This is a genomic window from Hymenobacter glacialis (genome assembly GCF_001816165.1).
In the GTDB taxonomy this organism is placed as follows: domain Bacteria; phylum Bacteroidota; class Bacteroidia; order Cytophagales; family Hymenobacteraceae; genus Hymenobacter; species Hymenobacter glacialis.
The window spans coordinates 82,057-102,121 of the sequence record NZ_MDZC01000046.1 but is presented as its reverse complement, the minus strand read 5'-3'; the positions used below and the strand labels follow the sequence as shown (position 1 = coordinate 102,121).

17 protein-coding genes are annotated in these 20,065 nt (G+C 62.5%); 6 read left to right on the top strand and 11 right to left on the bottom strand.

Going from position 1 to position 20,065, the window contains the following annotated elements; translation table 11 throughout:
* Positions 1-105: 105 nt before the first annotated feature.
* Positions 106-2,379, top strand: a complete 2,274-nt coding sequence (locus tag BEN48_RS04970) for a T9SS type B sorting domain-containing protein (RefSeq protein WP_070733495.1) — start codon at positions 106-108, stop codon at positions 2,377-2,379.
* A 185-nt stretch (positions 2,380-2,564) separates the two neighbouring features.
* Here BEN48_RS04970 and BEN48_RS04965 read toward each other — a convergent pair whose 3' ends face one another.
* From BEN48_RS04965 to BEN48_RS04955, 3 genes are all read right to left on the bottom strand, one after another.
* The gene (locus tag BEN48_RS04965; protein ID WP_070733493.1) at positions 2,565-3,218 is read right to left on the bottom strand and encodes a cytochrome c oxidase subunit 3; all 654 of its coding nucleotides are present in this window, start codon (positions 3,216-3,218) and stop codon (positions 2,565-2,567) included.
* An 81-nt stretch (positions 3,219-3,299) separates the two neighbouring features.
* Positions 3,300-3,638: a hypothetical protein gene (locus tag BEN48_RS04960; protein WP_070733492.1), complete on the bottom strand. Its 339-nt coding sequence runs from the start codon at positions 3,636-3,638 to the stop codon at positions 3,300-3,302.
* Positions 3,631-3,879, bottom strand: coding sequence for a hypothetical protein (locus tag BEN48_RS04955; protein WP_125932484.1), 249 nt, complete (start codon positions 3,877-3,879; stop codon positions 3,631-3,633). Before BEN48_RS04955 ends, BEN48_RS04960 begins: the two co-directional genes overlap by 8 nt.
* 186 nt (positions 3,880-4,065) lie before the next feature.
* Here BEN48_RS04955 and BEN48_RS04950 point away from each other — a divergent pair, with 186 nt between their 5' ends.
* Positions 4,066-4,881, top strand: coding sequence for a TapB family protein (locus tag BEN48_RS04950; RefSeq protein WP_125932483.1), 816 nt, complete (start codon positions 4,066-4,068; stop codon positions 4,879-4,881).
* A gap of 98 nt (positions 4,882-4,979) precedes the next feature.
* Here the strand turns inward: BEN48_RS04950 and BEN48_RS04945 are convergent, their stop codons facing one another.
* Complete coding sequence (locus BEN48_RS04945; protein ID WP_206599821.1) at positions 4,980-6,296, bottom strand: M23 family metallopeptidase; 1,317 nt, start codon at positions 6,294-6,296, stop codon at positions 4,980-4,982.
* A gap of 230 nt (positions 6,297-6,526) precedes the next feature.
* Between BEN48_RS04945 and BEN48_RS04940 the strand changes: the two genes are divergently transcribed.
* The 3 genes from BEN48_RS04940 to BEN48_RS04930 all read left to right on the top strand — a co-directional run bounded on the left by BEN48_RS04940 (position 6,527) and on the right by BEN48_RS04930 (position 9,759).
* Complete coding sequence (locus tag BEN48_RS04940; protein WP_070733488.1) at positions 6,527-7,372, top strand: hydroxymethylglutaryl-CoA lyase; 846 nt, start codon at positions 6,527-6,529, stop codon at positions 7,370-7,372.
* 253 nt (positions 7,373-7,625) lie between these two features.
* A complete protein-coding gene (locus BEN48_RS04935) occupies positions 7,626-8,378 on the top strand; it encodes a (Fe-S)-binding protein (RefSeq protein WP_070733487.1) in 753 nt (250 codons plus the stop codon).
* A 103-nt stretch (positions 8,379-8,481) separates the two neighbouring features.
* The gene (locus BEN48_RS04930) at positions 8,482-9,759 is read left to right on the top strand and encodes an O-antigen ligase family protein (RefSeq protein ID WP_158010103.1); all 1,278 of its coding nucleotides are present in this window, start codon (positions 8,482-8,484) and stop codon (positions 9,757-9,759) included.
* A 149-nt stretch (positions 9,760-9,908) separates the two neighbouring features.
* On the opposite strand, the gene dapA is transcribed toward BEN48_RS04930, so the two are convergent.
* A complete protein-coding gene (gene dapA / locus BEN48_RS04925) occupies positions 9,909-10,793 on the bottom strand; it encodes a 4-hydroxy-tetrahydrodipicolinate synthase (protein ID WP_070733485.1) in 885 nt (294 codons plus the stop codon).
* A gap of 130 nt (positions 10,794-10,923) precedes the next feature.
* Between dapA and BEN48_RS04920 the strand changes: the two genes are divergently transcribed.
* A complete protein-coding gene (locus BEN48_RS04920; protein ID WP_070733484.1) occupies positions 10,924-11,838 on the top strand; it encodes a polysaccharide deacetylase family protein in 915 nt (304 codons plus the stop codon).
* A gap of 224 nt (positions 11,839-12,062) precedes the next feature.
* Here the strand turns inward: BEN48_RS04920 and ligA are convergent, their stop codons facing one another.
* The 6 genes from ligA to BEN48_RS04890 all read right to left on the bottom strand — a co-directional run bounded on the left by ligA (position 12,063) and on the right by BEN48_RS04890 (position 20,053).
* A complete protein-coding gene (gene ligA / locus BEN48_RS04915; protein ID WP_070733482.1) occupies positions 12,063-14,156 on the bottom strand; it encodes an NAD-dependent DNA ligase LigA in 2,094 nt (697 codons plus the stop codon).
* 262 nt (positions 14,157-14,418) lie between these two features.
* Positions 14,419-15,021 carry a DUF4920 domain-containing protein gene (locus tag BEN48_RS04910; RefSeq protein ID WP_083320770.1) on the bottom strand — a complete coding sequence of 201 codons (603 nt, stop codon included), beginning with the start codon at positions 15,019-15,021 and terminating at the stop codon, positions 14,419-14,421.
* A 94-nt stretch (positions 15,022-15,115) separates the two neighbouring features.
* Positions 15,116-15,730, bottom strand: coding sequence for a hypothetical protein (locus BEN48_RS04905; protein ID WP_070733480.1), 615 nt, complete (start codon positions 15,728-15,730; stop codon positions 15,116-15,118).
* A gap of 141 nt (positions 15,731-15,871) precedes the next feature.
* Positions 15,872-16,642, bottom strand: a complete 771-nt coding sequence (locus BEN48_RS04900) for a hypothetical protein (protein WP_070733478.1) — start codon at positions 16,640-16,642, stop codon at positions 15,872-15,874.
* Positions 16,639-18,414: a S8 family serine peptidase gene (locus BEN48_RS04895; protein WP_070733475.1), complete on the bottom strand. Its 1,776-nt coding sequence runs from the start codon at positions 18,412-18,414 to the stop codon at positions 16,639-16,641. The genes BEN48_RS04900 and BEN48_RS04895 overlap by 4 nt, the downstream gene beginning before the upstream one ends.
* A 169-nt stretch (positions 18,415-18,583) precedes the next feature.
* Positions 18,584-20,053: a M20/M25/M40 family metallo-hydrolase gene (locus tag BEN48_RS04890; RefSeq protein WP_083320769.1), complete on the bottom strand. Its 1,470-nt coding sequence runs from the start codon at positions 20,051-20,053 to the stop codon at positions 18,584-18,586.
* Between the last annotated feature and the right edge of the window lie 12 nt (positions 20,054-20,065).

Sequence of the window (20,065 nt, the reverse complement as noted above, 5' to 3'; positions counted from 1 at the left end):
GGGGCCCGCGCCGGTTTCCAAACCGTTTCCAGCCTTGAAGAGTTGGGTTTTGAGGCCGTATATTTCGGCTCTCACCGCATTTGGTTCGCTCCTTTTCCTCGTTCGATGCCCTTCAACTTCCGTTTGTCCGGCCCGGCACGGTCAGCCATCCTGCTGTTCTTATGCAGCTGGCTTGTGCTCGTGGGCCAGGCATGGGGTACGCATATTGTGGGCGGCGAAATGGAGCTGGTGCACGGCACGGGCGATACCTATACGCTGCAGCTCAACCTGTATTTTGATGCCGCCAACGGCAGCCCCAGCGCCCTGGACGGGGAGTTGACCGCCAGCATCTTCGAGAAAAGCACCAACCGGCGGATGGCCAATGTGCTCTTGCCGTTGGTGAGCAACACGTTCGTGAACTACACCAACCCGGCCTGCGTGAAATCCACGCTGAGCACGCGGCGGCTGGTGTACAGCCGGGCTATTCAGCTGCTGCCTGCCATTTACAACAGCCCGCAGGGCTACTACGTGGCCGTGGAGCGCTGCTGCCGCAACAACAGCATCAGCAACATTCAGTCGCCCAACACCGCGGCGCAGGCTTTCTACCTTGAGTTTCCGGCCGTGGTGCGGCGCGGGCAGCCGTTCATTGACTCCACGCCCCGCATCTTCCCGCCGCTGGCCGACTACGCGTGCATCAACGAGTTGTTTTACTACGACTTTGGAGGCCAGGATGCCGACGGCGACTCGCTGGTTTACGACATGGTGACGCCCCTCAATGGCAATTCGTTTTCAGACCTGCCCAAGCCCGCCGCGGCCAACCCGGCCCCCTACCCGCTTATTACCTGGAAGCCGGGCTTGAGTGCCACCAATCAGATTCCGGGTGCCCCCACGCTGGCCATCAACGCGCAAACGGGTCGGCTCACGGTGCGGCCCACCGACCAGGGCCTGTTTGTGTTTGGGGTGCGCTGCACGGAGTACCGCGGCGGCGAGAAAATTGGCGAAACCCGGCGCGACTTCCAGCTGATGGTGCGCTCGGACTGCGCCACCAACACCAAACCCAGCCTGGCGCTGCTGCCCGCGCCCACGGGCCGGGTAGCCTACCGCCCGGGCCGCGACACCCTGCGCCTGGTGCCCGGTGGCAACCGCTGCGTGCGCGTGGCTTTCACCGATGCCGACCGGAACTCCCGCCTCTCCCTGTCGTTGAAGGCGGTCAATTTTTCGGGGCTGCTGCCCAATTTTACCACGGCCACTAGTGGCGCGGTGCGCAGTCCCGGCGCCCCCGATACCCTCACGGCCACCCTCTGCTTTCCGGAATGCATTGACACCAAGGGCAAGGTGTTTTTTCTGGACGTGGTGGTGGGCGATGATGGCTGCAGCCTGCCCAAACGCGACACCGTGCGGGTGGCATTTACGGCCATGCGGCCACCCAATTCCCCACCGCGCCTGTCGACCACTGCCGGCCCGGCCCTGCCCATACGCGCCCGCATCGGCGATTTGCTTAGCTTCGACGTCATTGGCACCGACCCTGATGATGACGCGGTGCAACTGGAAATGACGGGCCAGGGCTTCAACCCCGCCGACCTGGGGGCCACGCTCTCGCAGGGCACACAAGGGGCCGAGCGGCGCGGGCGCTTCACGTGGCGCGTAGATTGCCGTGCCGTGGTGAGGCCTGACTCCGTTTTCAACTTTACGTTCTCGGCGGTCACTTCGCCCTGCAACGAGCGGCAGGCGGCCAGCGTGACCGTGCCCATTATAGTGAGCTACCGCAACCAGGCACCGACCCTGGCCTCGACGCTGCCGCCGGCTAAAGCGGCCGAGATACCGCTGGTGGAGCTGCCGCTGGGCCAGCGCTACACGGCCACCTTCAGCGGCATAGACCTGGACCGCGACGGACTGACCCTGACGGCTACCGGCAGTTCAATTGATGGAAAAGAAGGATTCGACCTGGCTGCGGTGGGCATGCGTTTCGAGGCCAAAAACGGCACTGGCACCGCCAGTGGCACGTTTACCTGGGACGTGAGCTGCGCCGCCGCCAATCTGCACCGCAGCCTCATCGTGACCTTCCAGCTGGTGGATGCCACCTGCAAGCCCCTGCCGCAGGTGCAGAGAGTGCAGCTGCAGGTGAAAAGCCCCGACACGCTGGCCGTAAAGCTTTACAACGTCATCACCCCCAACCGCGACGGGCAAAACGACTATTTCCGCCTGCCCGACCTGCCGCCCAACTTCTGCGATGCCCGCTTTGGCAGCCTCAAAATATACACCCGCTGGGGCCAGCAGGTTTACGAGTCAACGGACCGGGAATTTCGCTGGCCCGGCCAGGGCACGGGCGGCGTGTACTATTACTACGTGACCTACACCGACGGCCGCAAGTACCGCGGCTGGCTGGAAGTAATTCCGTAAAATTTAAACTGCAGCGGGTATAGCTGGCTGGCGCGCGTCTGCGACGCGTTGCCCGCTGGGTTCGAGCCTGCGGCTCGGGCATTGAACTTGTACGTCATATACCTATTGTCCAATAGCGAGCCACAGGCTCGAGCCCAGTCGGTCACGCGTCGCAGACGCGCGCCAGCCAACCACACCAGCACTGGCTAATACAGGAACAGAAAGACGGCAAATAACACGACCCACAGCACGTCGACAAAATGCCAGTAGGTGGCCATCAGCCGCAGCTGCTGGGCCTGGTAGGGGTTGCGAATGAAAACCAGGGTGCGCACGGCATCCCGATTGGCATGGATAACGCGCAGCATCATGACGAGTAAAAACAGCATGCCACCGAGCAAGTGCGCCACGTGCAGCGCCGAAATCAGGTAGATGAACTGGCCGCTGCTGTTGCTGGTCTCGCCCTGAAAGAGCACCCCGTTGCCCAATAATTCGCGCCAGCCCAGCACCTGCAGGCCCGCAAACACAGCGCCTAAAATCAGTGTGCCGCCCAGGCAGCGGGCCAGCGTAGGCAGGTCGTCCTGGGCATAGAGGCGCCGCGCCTGCCCAACAGTGAAGCCGCTTATAACCAGCGCAATGGTGCTAACGGAAAAATAGCGGGGTAGCGCGTGCAGCCCCGTTGGGACACCGCTGCGCAGCCGCGCGCTCACGTACGCCACCAGCAGCATGGCAAACATGACAGTGATGCCAAGCAGGGCGAGGTAAAGGGCCACCACCAATGGCGGCAGGCGTTCGATGCGGCCAAAGGCAGACGGCCGCTGCGAGGCACCCACTCGGTTGCGGGAATCGTGTTCGGATTTCATCGGGTGGAAAGAACTATTCCTCCCAAACTACTTGCAGTCAAATTAGTTGCAGCCGCGACCAATTTTGCTGGGCAAAGCTTGCTACTTGAAAAACGAGCCGATTTTACCCAGCACGGCATTCAGCGTGATTTTGGGCGTGCGCTGCACCCCAAATGTCACGTAGGTTTTGCCCCCCACCCGCAAATCGAGCACCCAGCCCAGCTGGCGGGCCAAATCGTTGATTTGCTGCAGAGGGTCCGGGCCGTCTGATTTTGCCTTTTTGGGCGCGCCGGGTGGCTTGGGAGGACCCGCGGTGAGCAGGTCGAGCACCTGCTGGCTGGGAACATTGAGAATGAGGTAGGTACCGGCAGCTACAAGCTGCAGGTCGTGGCCGTTCCAGGTGATGACGAGCTGGGCCTCTATCTCCAGCGAACTAGGCACCGGGCTGGGCAGCGCTGGCGGGCAGCTGGGGCGTGGCGGGGGCGGCAGGCTGGTCGCCACGGGTGCGGATGCGCAACGAGCCGTTCAGCTTCCAGGTAGCGGCGGGGGCAGTTGGGTTTTGCGGGTTGGGTACTTGCAGCTCTATCTGGTCGAATGCGCAGCTTAGTTCCAATCCCCCCGAAAGCTTACCGAGCAGGGAGGCGGCCATGTCGGCCCAGTTAGTAGATGAAGAATCAGGCATGGTTGCTGTTAGGGAATAAAGTAAAAGCGGTCGAAAAGCTGTGGTAGCCGCCACCGCGTGAGATGGCCGCAAAGTACGACCTTGCACTTGCATAACGCAACGAAAAGGCCTGGGTTGCCGAATTGCGGTGGGAAGGTCCTTCCCCAACTTCGGTTGAGTTGTCCTTATTTCGTTAAAATTTACTGTATGTCACTCCTTCGAATCTGGCCCGTGTGCGCCACTGCCTGCTTCCTTCTACTCCACACTCCCGGCTGGGGCCAGGTAGCCTCCCAGGCTACGGCTCGCACCACGCGCGCCGAGGGTGCTTCGCAATCCGCAAAAGAGAAATCTGCGACCTGCACCACCGCATTCAACATGAGCCCCGGCCAAAACCTGGAGTACCAGCTCCTGGACGGCAAGGGCAAAGCGCTGGGCACGTGGCGCTACCGCGTAGTCAATGTCGGCGTGGACTCGGTGGCCAGCAAGAAAGGCAAGACGACGTCCGTCGCCAGTGTGCAGGTAAAAAGCGGCCTTTACGATACTGGTAACAACGTACTGGCCCAGCAGGACCTCACCTTCTTCTGCCGCAACGACACCACCTTCACCGACGGGCTGGGCATCATTAACTACGACGCCCTTAAGTCTTTTAAGAACCGGCGCCTCAGCTACCAGGCCACGCCCATTGCCTGGCCCAACCATCCCACTGCGGCCAGCGCATTGCCCAATGGCGGCGTGCTGGTGCAAGTGAGCAGCCCGTCGGTGGCCATTGCCAAAGTGGAAACCACTCAGCGCGCGCGCAAGGTGAGCGGCGAGCGGGTATCGGTAACGGTGCCGGCTGGCACGTTCAGCTGCTACCCCGTGGAAAGCCAGCGCGAAGTGTCGACCGCCGCCCGCGCCGACTTGGTGCTTAAAAACACAGGCCGTCAGATTGATTACTACGACCCTGCCGTGGGCATCGTAAAAACCGAGCAGTACGACAGCCGCGGCAAACTGGTGCAAAGCCGGCTGCTGTCGAAGCGCTAGGAGCTTCCCCAAAGTTGCCTTTATCAGAACGTCATGCTACGGTTGCTTTAATGCCAGCCGCAGCATGACGTTCTGATTTTCCGGGCTCACCACTTTGCTTAAATTACGGCCCAGCCAATCTCCCCTTGCCGGCCGCGGAGCAGGCTGTAGCCATTTGCCTGGCCCAGCACCAGCACCGCACTCTGAGCTGGCAGCGCCGCCGCTGCTGGCGCGTTGCGAGCGGGCAGCGTGAGCAGCTCGGTAATGGCAGCCAGCACCAGCTTGCGGAGCGGCGCGCCAGCAGCAGGCACTACGGCCTGGGCCACCACGTAGCCTATTTGACCACTGGGGGTTTGCACGCGCAGGTCAGCGCCCTGCTGCCCTACTACCAGCAGTGGCAATTGCGCAGGGAGCCGGACAATGGAGCGGGGATTTACCGGTTTGTCCTGGCCGGTAGCCGGGCAAAGGGTAGCGGCGGTGCGCAGGCGAACAAATTCCCCGCGGCGGTCCGGGCCACTGGGAGCAGCCGTGACCGCCGCCGGCCGCCGCACAAACGGAAACGGGTCCACGGCTCCCTGCCCGCTGCGATATATGCCAAAATGCAGGTGCGGCATCGTGGACCGGGCGTTGCCCGTGTTGCCCACCAGGCCCAGCGTGTCGCCGGCCCGCACGCGCTGGCCGGCTGTCACCAGCTGCTTATCAAGGTGCGCGTAGTAGATGTGGTTGCCGGCTTCGGCATCAGCCAGCCACACCACGCGGCCTCCAATAGGCGTTTCGCCGGTACGGGAAATCAGGCCATCAGTAGCGGCCACCACGGGCGTGCCCCGCGCGGCAAAAATATCGATGCCCTCGTGCTGGCGGGCACCGGCGTCGCGCGCGGCTCCCCAGAAGCTCCCCACCGCGGCATCGGTCCGGCCCAGCACCGGAAACACGCCCAGGCTGGGCTCGCGGGCCACGCGCAGGGTGTAGCGCCCGGTAGCCAGCAGTTCGGGCTGCACGCGCAGCAGGTGCTGCCCATCGGCCTCGGCGCGGTAACGGAAGTCCAGCACCAGCGTGTCGGCGCTGGCCAGGGGCGCGGGCGTGCGGCCAGGCACTACCTCGTAGGCATCGAGAAAAATGCGCGCAGCGGCCCCGGTGCCCAGCGTGAGGCTCACGTGCACCTGCTCGCCGGCACGCACCGCGTAGCGGTAGCTGGCGGCGCTGGGCTTATCGGCCTGAAAAAACCCGGTTTCGGCAAAAGGCAGGGGCACGACCAGCGAATCGCGGAAAGCTTGCTCTGCTGCAGCCAGCCAGGCCCGGCCAGCCGCGCGGCGGTCGAGGCCCGCTTGCCGGAGCTGGCGTGCGTAGGCTTCGTGGGGGGTAGCCTTTTGAAACAACGCCTGCAGGGCTTGTTGCTTGCCACAGCCGGCAAGCGCGAGCCCAACCGCCAGCAGCACGGGCAAAAAACCATTTTTCAGCCGCCAGGTTCCCGGCCGCTGCCTCACTTCATCCTTACTAAAATGCATGCCTCTGAAACACCGGTTGGTACCGGGTAGTTCGACCCTGGGTGCAGGCACGGCCCACGGCGGCAGGGCGCGGCTTGCCTTGGTGGGGAGCCGGTGGATTTGGTTCCCGCGTGGCCGGGGCTGCTACCTTTATGCCCCGTCTCACTACTTGCCTCCCCGCCATGAAGCTGATTGAATGCCCCCGCGATGCCATGCAGGGCCTAACTGATTTCATTCCCACTGCCACCAAAATTGACTACCTCAACGCCCTGCTGCGCGTGGGCTTCGACACGCTGGATTTCGGCTCGTTCGTTTCGCCCAAAGCCATTCCGCAGCTGCGCGACACGGCCGAGGTGCTGGCCGGCCTCGATTTGAGTGCTACCCAAACCAAGCTGTTGGCCATTGTGGCCAACCTGCGGGGGGCTGAAACGGCGGCGAGCTATCCCGAAATCAAGTACCTGGGGTTTCCGCTCTCCGTATCCGAAACGTTCCAGCGCCGCAACACCAACCAGAGCACGCCCGAGGCCCTGGCCGACGTGGCTGCCATGCACGAGCTATGTGAGCGCAACGGCAAAGTGCTGGTCGTATACCTCTCCATGGGCTTCGGCAACCCCTACGGCGATGCCTGGAGCCCCGAAATTGTGACCGACTTTACCCAGCAGCTGGCAGCTATGGGTGTTCGGGTAGTGGCGCTGTCCGACACCGTTGGTGCCAGCACGGCGGCCACCATCACGCCGTTGTTTTCGGCCCTGATTCCGGCGTTTCCCGGCATCGAGTTTGGCGCGCATCTGCACACCACGCCCTCCACCTGGCACGAGAAAGTGGCCGCTGCCTACCAGGCCGGCTGCCGGCGTTTCGACGGGGCCCTGGGCGGCTACGGCGGCTGCCCCATGGCCGCCGATGAGCTGACCGGCAACATGGCTACCGAAAACCTGCTCGATTTTGCTGCGCAAGCCGGCGTAGAGCTGGGCCTGAACCTGGAGGCGCTCGGAGAAGCCAGCGCGCTGAACCACGCCATTTTCCGGTAGAAGTCACTCCCCTACGTTCACCTCACCCCTAACCCCCCTCTTGTGCGGAGAGGGGGAACTAGCTTCAAACCTGAAAAGCTAGCGCATAAATGCTAAGACTAACTTCTAGTCCCCCCTCTCCGCACAAGAGGGGGTTAGGGGGTGAGGTTGACGTGAGGACGGTTAGTGACACGGTGGAGATGCTTCGGCAAGCTCAGCACGACGTTTTATTGACCCTCATAGAATTTGCCAACACCGCCAGCACCATCCAATCATGTCTCCTACCGCCGACATCTTCATCCCCTGCTTCGTTGACCAGCTTTACCCGGCCACTGCTATGAGCATGGTGAAGGTGCTGGAGCGGGTGGGTGTGCGGGTGCACTACAACCCCAGCCAAACCTGCTGCGGCCAGCCGGCCTATAACGCCGGCTACCACCCGCAAAGCCGGGCCGTGGCCGAGAAATTTCTGCAGGACTTTGAGACCCCAGCGGCGCAGGCCAGCGCCCGCCCGCGCTACATTGTGAGTCCTTCGGCGTCCTGCGTGGGCATGGTGCGCAACAGCTACTCCGAGCTTTTTGCCGGTGCGCCGCAAGCCCCTGCCTGCCAGGCGGTGCAAGGCCGCACCTACGAGCTGACCGAATTTCTGGTGGACGTGCTGGGCATTACGGCCATTCCGGGCGCCAGACTGGCCGGCAAATACACCTACCACGACTCCTGTGCGGCACTGCGCGAGTGCGGTATTCGGGCCGCCCCACGCCAGTTGCTTGATGGTGTGGCGGGCCTGGAACGTGTTGAAATGGCCGAAACCACCACTTGCTGCGGCTTTGGCGGCACCTTTGCGGTAAAGTTTGAAGCCATTTCAGTAGCCATGGCCCAGCAAAAAGTGGAACATGCCCTCGACACCGGGGCACAGTACATCATCAGCACCGATGTGAGCTGCCTGATGCATCTGGAAGCCTACATCAAGAAGGAAAAGCTGCCCCTGCGCTGCCTGCACGTGGCCGATGCCCTGGCCAGCGGCTGGTAGCAACGCGGAGAGCTTCCGTACACAGGCAGCACCCGGCTCCTACGCCCAAGCTGTGAGCGCGCTTCTGTTCGCACTGAGTTTTCAAGCCACTTACACTTCCTATTTGACGCCCTTGTTTGAGCAGTATTATTTATCCGGTCGCCTTTCTCAGGCCCTGTTGTGGGGAGCCTGCCTGGCGGGAGTGCTGGGGCTGCTGGCTGTGCGGGTATTTGTGTCTTTTGCCCCCATTATCGGGGTACTGGCCGTTCTCGCCAACCCCCACCTGAAGCGCGATATCGGCAATTATTTTCGCAACAGGGCCGCGCTCTGGCCCGCGGCTACGTTCATCTTTTTGTTGATTACGGGTCTGTACACCAGTGACCTGGGCGGCTGGCGGCACGAGTTGGTGCGGTACCTGCCCTGGGTGACCGTGCCGCTGGCGTTTGCCGTGGCCGTGCCGCTAGCCCCACGCCAACGACTATCGGTGGGAGCTTTTTTTGTGCTTGGCACGGCCGTACTGGGAGTGGCTACACTCAGCAAGTATTTTCTGGACATTGGCAGCGCAACCGAAGCCATTCGCATGGGCCAGAACATGGCTCCGGTAACGCCCATTTTCCACATCACGTTCGGCGCGATGCTGGCCCTGACCTTTTTCGGAGCCCTGCTGCTGCGGCGCACGGCGCAGGCGCCAAAGTGGCTGCGCCGTGTGCTGCTTGCCGCCGCAATCGCGGCAGCCGCCACGCTTCATATTCTGGCGTATCGCACGGGGCTGCTGGTGCTCTACACGGGCCTGCTGGCGTATGCTCTGCGACTAATTTTTCAGAAACACATGGCCCTGGGAATGGCGCTGTTGGTGCTGGTGGTGGCAACTCCCTTGGCTGCCTACGTTGCCTTGCCCACTGTGCGGGAACGGGTCAGCTCCTCCATCTGGGACGTGCAGCAATACACCCTCGGGCACGACATCAACGACTATTCGCTGGCCCGCCGCCTGGCAGCCTTCGAAACGGCCGGGGCCATTATTGAGCAGCACTGGCTGGTGGGCGTAGGTCCGGCCGACACACAGGACGCCATGCGGGAGCAGTACCAATGGCAGGATTTTGGCCTCCGCCCCGCCAATCGGGTGGAGGTGCACAACCAGTACGTGCTGGCCTTGCTGGGGGGCGGGGTGGTGGGCCTGGGGCTGCTGCTGGCCCTGCTGGTGTGGCCCCTGACGCAGGCACACCTGCGACGCAACCCGTACGTGTGCTTTTTTCTACTGGTGGAAGCCACCGCCATGCTGGTCGATTCGGTGACGGCCCTGCACATCGGACGCCACCTGCTCATCTTCGGCTACTCCTTTTTGGTGGTGGCGGCAGAAGCAGCACACCAGCAAAAGCAGCGGACTCTCAACGGTTCTCAGTAGGTTTTATTACCCATTAAGAAAAGCTGAGAGCCCCTGCGAATTATAAATCTATCAGCACAAGACAATCAATTTTTTCTTGTAATAAAAAATTGATTGTCTGTCCATTACTGCCATATTGTTCAACAGTTTATTGACCCGCAAATAACGGATTACAGCAGCTTGCGAATCCGTTCTTTCAGCCCCGGAGTAGCTTCCAGCAGCGGAAGCCGAACAGCGGGCCCGCACACGCCCAGAGCTTCCAGCGCGGCCTTCACGCCTACGGGATTGGCTTCTTCGTACATGAGAGGGTTGAGTGGCAACAGGTGAAACAACTCCGCGCGCGAGGCCGCAAAGTCGCCGGTTAGGGCGGCGCGGGTCATCTCGGCAAAGCGCTTGGGATAGGCATTGGCCATGACGGAAATAATGCCTTCGGCCCCGCAGGCCACCAGGGCCGGCGTGAGCACATCTTCGCCGGAAAGCAGCAGGAAGTCGGCGGGCTTGCGGGCCGCGATGGCCAGGCACTGGTCCATGTTGCCGCTGGCTTCTTTGATGCCGATAATATTGGGGTGCTGCGCCAAACGCAGCGTGGTGTCGGCAGTGACGTTGGAGGCCGTGCGGCCGGGCACGTTGTAGAGGATTACGGGCACCGGGCTGGCATCGGCTAGGCGCTGGTAATGCGCCACCAGGCCGGCCTGGGTGGGCTTGTTGTAGGCTGGGCTGGCCGACAGTACGGCCGAAATGCCGCTGAGGTCGGTGCTGCGGAACAGCTCCTCAGCCGCCACCGTGTCGTTGCTGCCAATGCCGTACACCAGCGGCACGCGCCCGGCCACGTGCTCCTTGGCCACGCGCAGCAGCTCGGCCTTCTCGGCCGCGGTCGTGGTCGGCGATTCGCCGGTGGTGCCGTTCACCACCAGGTATTCCACGCCGCCGTCGAGGCAGTGGTCGAGCAGGCGGCGCCAGCCAGCGTAATCCACCGAAAAATCTGAAGAAAACGGCGTGACCAGTGCGACGCCCGTGCCGTGAAACGCCGGAAGATGTGAGCCAGAGTTGTTCATGCAGTTGGTTAAGGGTTAGTTTTGTGTAAAGGTAGGGGCGCGTCGCACGCGCCCGGTTCGCCGCCGTAGGCCTCCACCCCATTTTATAGCTGACCTTTCCGGCAGACGCGTGCGACGCGGCTCAGTTCTTATGAAATTTTCTTCTGCTTCCCTCCTGCTGGGCGCCCTTGCCATGGCTGCCTGCGAATCCAAAACCGCCACTCTGGGCGAAACTGCCACCAGCAGCGCCACCCTGGAGGCTGCTCCCGCCGCCGCGGGCACTTCGGGCACCCAGGCTACTGCCACTGCCGAGGCCAACGCGGCCCCCGCACCCGACCCCAGCACCATTCCGGCCGCCAGCTCCGGCAATGCCGCCGCTATTCTGGCCCGGCCGCAGGTGCCCATTCTCTGCTACCACCAAATCCGGGACTGGACCGCGCGCGACTCCAAAGGCGCTAAAGACTACATTATCCCGGTGGCCCAGTTCAAGGCCCAAATGCAGATGCTGGCCGATTCGGGCTACCACACCATCTCGCCCGACCAGCTCTACGCCTACATGACCACGGGGGCCAAGCTGCCCAGCAAGCCCATCATGCTCACCTTCGACGACACCGACCTGGACCAGTACACCGTGGCGCGCCCCACTCTGGCGAAACACGGTTTCAAGGCCATGTACTTCGTGATGACCGTGAGCCTGGGCCGCCCCCGCTACATGACCAAGGCCATGGTGAAGCAGCTCTCCGACGAGGGCAACGTCATCGGCTCGCACACCTGGGACCACCACAACGTGAAGAAATACCAGGGCAAGGACTGGGAAATTCAAATCGAAAAGCCCACTAAAACTTTGGAGGAAATCACCGGCAAGAAAATCACCTACTTCGCCTACCCCTTCGGCCTGTGGAACCCCCAGGCTTTCCCCGAGCTAAAAAAGCGCGGCTTCGTGGCCGCCTTCTCGCTGGCCGAAAAGCGCGACCAGAACGACCCCATGTTCACCATTCGCCGCATCATCGCCAGCGGCTACTGGACGCCGCGCACCCTGCACAACAACATCAAGCAGTCGTTCTAAACCAGGAACAGTCTGTCATGAAACCTGTCATGCTGAAGAAGGGGGCATCTTACCCCGCAGAACTGCCTGTTTCTCGCCGAAGAACTTACTGCTCTTTGATAGTGTAGTTCCTCCGTTATCATGACAACCACTTACAAAAAATAGCTCCTGGCCTTGATTGGCCGGGAGCTATTTTTGTATTCAACTGTACAAGTTTTTAGGCCATTGGAGGCTGTATCCGCTCGTTAGAACAGCGGTATCTGTTGGCCCGATGCAGGGGGTGGCGTTCCGTTTTCCGCTTCCGGCACCGGGGCCGTATCAGGCAGCATGTTCATTAACTCGGTTTCTGAAATAATGGGCACTTTGAAGGTGAGGGCTTTCTCGCGTTTGGCGGGGCCCATGTTGTCGCCGGCCACCAGGTAGCTGAGTTTCTTGCTGATGGAACCGGTTATTTTCCCGCCGTTGGAAGTAATGAGCTGCTGCAGCTCGTCGCGGCTGTGCTGCTCAAACACCCCCGAAAGAACGAAGGTGAGCCCCGCCAGGCGGTCCGAAGCCGGTACTGGCGCTTCCCCGGTCACGGTGAGCGCCACGCCGGCCTGGCGTAGCCGCTCAATGAGCAGCAGGTTTTCGGGCTGGCGGAACCAGTGCGCGGCGGCCTCGGCAATCACAGTGCCTACTTCGGGCACGGCGGCCATTTCCTCGGCCGATGCCGCCATCAACGCATCAACGGTGCGGTAGTGGGCCGCGAGCTTTTGGGCCACGGTTTCGCCCACGTAGCGAATGCCCAGGCCGAACAGCACGCGGGGGAAGGGCACCTGCTTACTGGCCTCAATGCCCGCAAGCAGGTTATCAATGCTTTTTTCACCCAGGCGCTCCAGCGTCACCAGCTCGGCGCGGCGGGCGGGCAGGTCGTAGATATCGGCCGGCGTGGCCACCAGTCCCAGGTCTGAGAACCGGCCCACGGTTTCGGCTCCCAGCCCGTCGATGTTCAGGGCTTTGCGCGAGACGTAATGCTCCAGGCGGGCTTTGAGCTGGGGCGGGCAGCCGCGCTCGTTGGGGCAGCGGAAATGGGCCTCGCCCTCGGGGCGCACCAGGGCGGTGCCGCACGCCGGGCATTCGGTGGGGTAGCGAATGGGCACAGCCGTAGCGGGACGCGCCGACAAGTCCACGCCCGTGATTTTGGGAATAATTTCGCCACCCTTTTCCACGTACACCAGGTCGCCCAGGCGCAGGTCCAGCAGCTCAATCTGGTTGGCGTTGTGCAGAGTGGCGCGCTTCACCACGGTGCCGGCCAGGGGCACGGGCGTGAGCAGGGCCACAGGCGTCACGGCCCCGGTGCGGCCCACGTTGTAAATCACCTCGTTGAGGCGGGTGCGGGCGGCTTCGGCGGGGTACTTGTAGGCAATGGCCCAACGCGGGCTTTTGGCGGTGTAGCCCAGCTGGTCCTGCTGCCGCAAGTCATCTACTTTAATCACAATGCCGTCGGTAGCCACCGGCAGGTCATAGCGCTTCTTGGCCCAATAATGCACAAAATCCAGCACTTCGCTGATGGTGGCCGCGCGGCGCCACGTATCCGACACGGGCAGGCCGTATTGGGCCAATGCCTCCAGAGCGGCGCTGTGGCTGGAGAAGTGCCGGGCGGGCGTGAGCAGCGAGTAGGCGAAGAAGCGCAGCTTGCGGGCCGCTACCTGGGCCGAATTCTGCAGCTTGAGGGTGCCGCTGGCGGCGTTGCGGGGGTTGGCCAGCAGGGCTTCGCCGTTTTGCTCGCGCTCGGCATTTAGCTCCGCAAACACCGGCAGGGGCAGGAATACTTCGCCCCGCACCTCAAATTCCTGGGGCTGGTCGGGGGCGGCGCGCAGGGCCAGTGGCACGGTGCGAATGGTGCGCACGTTGGCCGTCACCACATCGCCCTGGGTGCCGTCGCCGCGAGTCACGCCCTGCGTGAGCTCGCCGTGCTCGTAGCGCAGGCTCATGGCCACGCCGTCAATTTTCAGCTCGCACACATACGAGTACGGGGCGCCCTCCAGGCCGCGCTGCACCCGCTCGTCAAACTCGCGCAGGTCGTCTTCGGAGTAGGTATTGCCCAGGCTCAGCATGGGGTAGCGGTGCACCGCCGTGGGAAACTGCTTGGTGATGGTGCCCCCCACGCGGCGCGTGGGCGAGTTGGCCAGCGCCAGGCCAGGATGCTCGGCTTCCAGTTGGGTGAGCTCGGCCAGCAACTGGTCGAACTCCTGGTCTGGCACCTCCGACACATCGAGCTGGTAGTACTGGTGGTTGAGGTGATGCAGCCGCTCGGTGAGGGCCAGAATGCGTTGCTGAACGGCAGAAGTTTCAGGCATGGGTTGATTGGCAGGCGTATCGGGCCGCTGAGGGCCCGGTCAAAATAATGGAGGAAGCAATCAGGGAGGCGTTGGCAGAACAGCTACCAAAGAACCCGATTTAAACTTATACCGCAAGCTACACCTGCCGGCTAAAACGAGTTTAAAAACAGAAAAAGCCACCTGGACGGGTGGCTTTTATCGCTAGAAAATTATATCATTCAATTCGCTGCCGCTGAAGAATTTCGCCAAGACGGCAACAGCTTGAATAAGGTCTTGGAAACTAGTCCCGCACCAGCACGCCGTCGGCCATGAACGTGAGCTGCTGCTCATCCCGGGTGATGGCCGCTATTTCCTGGCCGGATTTGCCGGCGTCTTTGGCGTAGTGCTGCAGGTCGGCTTTGGGCACCGTGCTGCGGTGCGCCCAACCACTCACCACCACCGTGCGGCCGCTGAGGTCTTTGGGCACAAAAAACGCATAGTCCCGGAAGCGGACGCGCATTTCCTTGCCATCGGCAGTGGGCAGGGTCATCCAGCAGCCTTTGGCCTGGCACACGGCCTTGGCCTTGCCCACCAGTTTCACCTGCGCCGAGTCGCGCGAGCCCAAGGCCACGCTGAGCGCGCTGATGGGCAGGGCGCCATCGGCCGTGATAACGGTGCCGAACGTCTGGCCGGCGGCGGCCGGGGCCACTAGGGTGCTGGGGCCTTCTTCCACGCTCTCGGTGGTATTACTCTCGTCGCCGGGGGGCACTTCGGCATTGTGGCCGTTCACCTCCTTCTGCGAACCTTCCACGGGCAGCACCGGGTTGATTGGGGCCGAGGGCACAAAGCGGATGTAAAGCAAAATGGCAACGAGTACAACCGCAAAAGAGAGTATGTATTTCATATTTCAGGAGGAGAGAATTAGTGAATAAAGGCAAGCAAAATACCTGTTTGGGATACTACGCTTAACTTGCTTTGCTACTTAAAGCAAACCATATTTATTGGTTGATTACAACTGCTTTACCTAGCTTGCGAGCATAGGTCATGCGGCGCTCTTCGCCACCGGCTCCGATGTAGTCGAAACCCACGGCACTGGCGTCTTCACGCAAAGCAGCCCAGGTTTTGGTGTCCATCTCGGCGGGCTGTGCAGCCCCGACGGGCACCGCAGGCTGACTGAAACGGCCATCGGCAAAGAAGTTATTCATGCCTTCCAAGATGGCAATCTCCTGGGCCCTGGAGGTGGATGCCTGCGGGTCAATCAGAGACTTATCGTTGATAAGGGCCCGGGCCGGCAGCACCTCGTGGCGCAGGGTATCGCCGGTGCTGCTAGTCACAATGAGGTGGGCCTGGGCCGTGAGCACACGCGGACCGCGCAGCTGCAGAATAAAATTATCCTTGGTATCGGGGCTCGAAAAGGAATGTGTCACGCTCACGGTGTTGAGCACCGTTTTGCTGGTCACGCGGCTGCGGCTGCCGGCGGGTGGCGGCGTATAAGTAGACCGCGGGTCTACGGTGGAGGTGCTCACCTCGCGTTCGGTACTTACGCAAGAAGTGAGCTGCAGCACGGCAGCGGCAGAAGCAAGGGCAACAAGTTTAAGCGAAGAGGTTTTCATAGTAGGTAAGCGACAATAAGTAATTGCCACCCAAAGGTAAGGCGGGAAGGAAAGGATGCCGGTATTATTTCCAGAGCCGGCAGTTTTGCGGATTTTACGGCAAAGGCTTAACTATAGGTTTAGATTATTTGGGTAAGCCAGTTAAAAGAGGCCTATTTCCAGTCCAACCACCCAACGGGGCAGTTCGGGCCAGGCTCGAAGTTCCGGCTCGAAGGCCCGGGTGAGTCGGTAGCGACCCACCAGCGCATAGCGGTCCATGCCGAGGCGGGCGCCGGTGGCACCGGTCCAGCGGCGCAGGTAGGGCAAGCCCCGTTCGGTGGTTTCTACAGAGCGCACCCCGGCACTGGGCACGTCTTCCGTCACGTGGCTGGTGGCAGCTACCCAGCCGCCGCCGCCCAGCAAGTCGAGGTAGCTGCCCACGGAATTGCCGCGCCGCCCCACGTTCAGCCGCAGGCTGGCCTCCGAGTACAGCTGGTGAAGGCCCAGACTTTCGCGGCGGTGCTGCACGGGTGCCGGCACCACTTTCCTGTTGTCTTGTCGCAGGTCGTAGCGCAGATACGCGTACCCCAGGTCCAGGTTCAGGGCCAGCGCCTGGTTGATGCGAAACTTGAGCCGCCCTCCTGCCCGCAGTTCCGAAGACGCGTGGCCGTGGCGCAGGGCCGCGCCTTCTTCGCTCCGGCCCGCCACCAGCCCGTAGCCGGCGTACAAATGGCCAAAATAGCGCCGGTTGGGTCCCAGAGATGCTTTCAGGGTATCATTGGCCACATTGGCTTGCACCAGCACCTGTTGGGCATGGGCCGCTGGCCCACTAGCCAGCCCTGCCAGCACCAGCGCTGTCTTCCACAGAACCTTTGGGTTCTGAAAATGGGGCGGTAGGCCACGGCCAGCCTCGGGCGCGGGACGGTGCATCATTCTGAATAAGAACCTGTGTATCCCTTAAAATGGACCCGCAGCACATCGCCCCCGCGCAGCAGGCGGCGTGGTACCTGCACCACCAGGCGCTGGGTCACGGCGCGGGTTTCGTAGCGGCGCAGCACGCCCCGGCGGTCGGCCAGGCTCCAGTATAAGTAATCGGGGTAATGCGGCGCTGGCATGGGCGCCAAGGGCTCCGGCCTGGCGGACAGGGCCTGCTGGCGGCCCACCAGCGGCACCGCGCCTGCGGCAGGCATGTTGGCATCGGCTTCCGCCGAAGAAAAATAAAGCCCTACCTCGCTCTGGTCAAGCATCAGCGGTAGCACTTCGGCGGGCCGGGTGGCGGCTTCGGTGCGAATTACAACCGCCACCAAACTATCGTGCGGCACAAAATCGAAAGTGGCCGCCACAGCTGCCGGAGACTGTGCCGACCCGGCAAACTGCTGGAACCGGGGCCGGCCGTAGCCGTGCGCATAGTCGAAATAAGGGTAGAGCTCTGCTGATTTTTCGAGGCGGCCAAAAACCTGCATGGCCGTGAGCTGGCGGTTTTGCTGCCACATGCAGGCGGCAAATCCTGCCACCAGTGGTGCCGAGAACGAGGTGCCCTCCAGCCGCTCGTAGCTGTTGGTGGTAGTGGTGAGAACCACGCCAAAAGCGGCCAGGTTGGGCTTGGCCCGGCGGTCGGCGGTGGGTCCGTAGGAGCTAAAGTCGACGTGCAGGCCGGTTTCAGGGTCGAGCCCCCCCACGGCCAGCACCGAATCGGCATCGGCTGGGGTGCCTATGCGGACCCAGTCGTTGTCGCCGTCGTTGCCGGCGGCACTCACCACCAGCATGCCCTTGCGGGCTGCCATGTTGGCGGCCCGCGAAATCAGGCTCAGGCGCCCGTTCATTTGCTCCGGAAAATACCGTTGCTCGGTGTAAGCCAGCGAGGAGTTGATGATATCGGCGCCCAGCCGGTCGGCCCATTCCACGGCCGCCAACCACGCTTCCTCTTCAGCATACCGCTCCCGGGCCGATTGCTCGGTACGCGCCAATAGGAACTCGGCCCCGGGAGCCAGGCCCAGGGCGGGACCCGATGTGCTGCCCGGCCCGGCGGGCAGGCGGCCGGCCAGGCAGCCCATTACCTCGGTGCCGTGGCTGCCGCCGCGGTACACGTCGGGAGTGTTGCGGAGAAAATCGTGGGTGGCAACAATGCGCTTATTGGCCACCAGCTCCTTAAAAGCTGGGTGCGAAGGCAGGCCTCGAAAACCGACGTCGAACACCGCAATGCGCAGGCCCATGCCATCCAGGGAGGCGTTGCGCAGGGCCGCACCGTCGAGGTGGGCAGTTTGGCGGCGGGCCAGCAGATAGTCGTTGGCCGATATGGGCTTGGGCGGCTGTTCTATTATTTCTTTACGCTCTGGCAGGGGTTTGCCACGCCGGGCCACGCCACCAGTAGGCACTGGCCACGCGGCCACGCTCAACACCCCCGGCAGGCAGCGCACTGCAGCAGCCTGCGCGGGCGTGGCCCGGCATACCACGGCATTGAGCCAGCGGCTCACCAGCGTCACCGTATCGACCTGTGCACTGATGGCCTGCTGATAATCAAGCCGAACTGGCAGGTCGGTGGCGTCGTAGGCGGGCAGGTGCTGGCGCTGGCGACGGGCCTGGGCCGCAGGCGAAAAGTATAGTGCAGCGTTGAAGCGAACGCCAGTTTTATCACGGAGCAACACCACGTAGCGCTCCAATGGGGCAGCAGGCCGGGTTTGGGCCGGGGCGTGGTGCCCCAGCACGAGAAAGATTCCCGTTGCGCCCCAAAAACGGCCCCAAAATCTGGTCAAAATCTGTTGCGTGGTAGCGAAGGGCAGGAAAACGGACGGCCCGAATGGTAACGATACAGGGATTATGCTCTAAGCCCGAGATGGCAGGCCCCGGACCCATTCGGCCCGGGGCGTGCCTGGCTTAGAGCCCGTACTTGCTCAGCAGATAAATGAGCGACGCCATAGCGGCCCCGCCCAGCTCCAGCTCGCGGCGGTTCACCTTGTCGAAGGTGTCTTCCGACGTGTGGTGAATGTCGAAGTAGCGCTGGGAGTCGCCGTCGAAGCCGATGAGGGCTTTGGGCTTCACGGCGTCCTTGAGCGGGCCAATGTCGGTGCCACCATGGCCGGCCTTCACGCCGCCGGCGTGGTAAGGCTCGAGCAGGGGGCTCCACTTGTTGAACTTTGCCACGGTGGCGGGGTCCGCTTCAATATTGAAGCCGCGGGGCGTGAATCCTCCCCCATCGGACTCGATGGCGGCCAGGTGGTTTTCCTTGTTCTGAGCAGCCAGGCGGGCGTACTCCATGCCGCCGCGGTTTCCGTTTTCCTCGTTCATAAACAGCACAGCGCGCACCGTGCGCTCGGGCCGGTAGCCGGTGGCTTTTAGCAGGCGCAGGGCTTCTATGCTCTGCACCACGCCCGTGCCGTCGTCGTGAGCGCCCTGGCCCAGGTCCCAGGAATCGAGGTGGCCGCCCACGGTGATGATTTCTTCTGGCAGCTTGCTGCCCTTGATTTCGCCGACCACATTGTAGCTTTTCACGTCGGGTAGGGTTTCGCACGCCATTTCCAGCTCAAACTCCAGCTGGGAATTGGCCTTGAGCAGGAGGCTGAGCCGGTCGGCAGCATTGGTGCTGAGAGCGGCGGCCGGCACTTTGGTCACGGCCGGGTCGTAGCTCATGGTGCCCGTGTGCGGGTTGTCGTCGCGGGCACTGGTAAGGGAGCGCACCAGGGCGCCCACGGCACCGCGCTTGGCGGCCTCAATGGCGCCGCTGCGGCGCTGGTCGCCGGCGCGGCCGTAGGCAGTGCCAGGCTCAATAAGGGCATCGTCGAAGGGTCGGTTGAAGAACACGAATTTGCCCTTCACTGCCGCCTCAGGCAGGGCCCGCAGCTCCTCGAAGCTGCGAACTTCCACCACACCGGCCTTGAGCTTGCCGCCCGTGCCCACCGAACCGCCCAGGGCGCATACCGCCACTTTCACTTCCTTGCCCTTATTGCCCACGATTTCGCCGCGCTCCTTTTTCCCGCGCACCCAATGGGGCACCATCACCTCCTGCAGGTACACGCGGTCGAAGCCCGCTTTTTCCATGGTGAGCTTGCCCCACTCCACGGCCTGCTGGGCCTGGGGTGAGCCCGAAAGCCGTGCCCCAATGGTGCCGGTAAGGTAGCGCAGGTTTTCGTAGCTCTGGCCGCGCAGCAGGGCTTCGTCGTAAATTTTGCGCAGGGCCACGGAGTCCGTGGGGTCTACCCGGGAAGAGGTGGCCGCAACGGCCACAGCAGCCTTGTTTTTGCTGGCTTTGGAAGCGCGCTGCGCGTGGGCGGGCGCCAGGCCTACCAGCACAGTAGCGGCAGCCAAAGCGGTGCGGCGGCCCCAGGCCCCGGAACGAAAATCAATCATATAAGTCGTTAA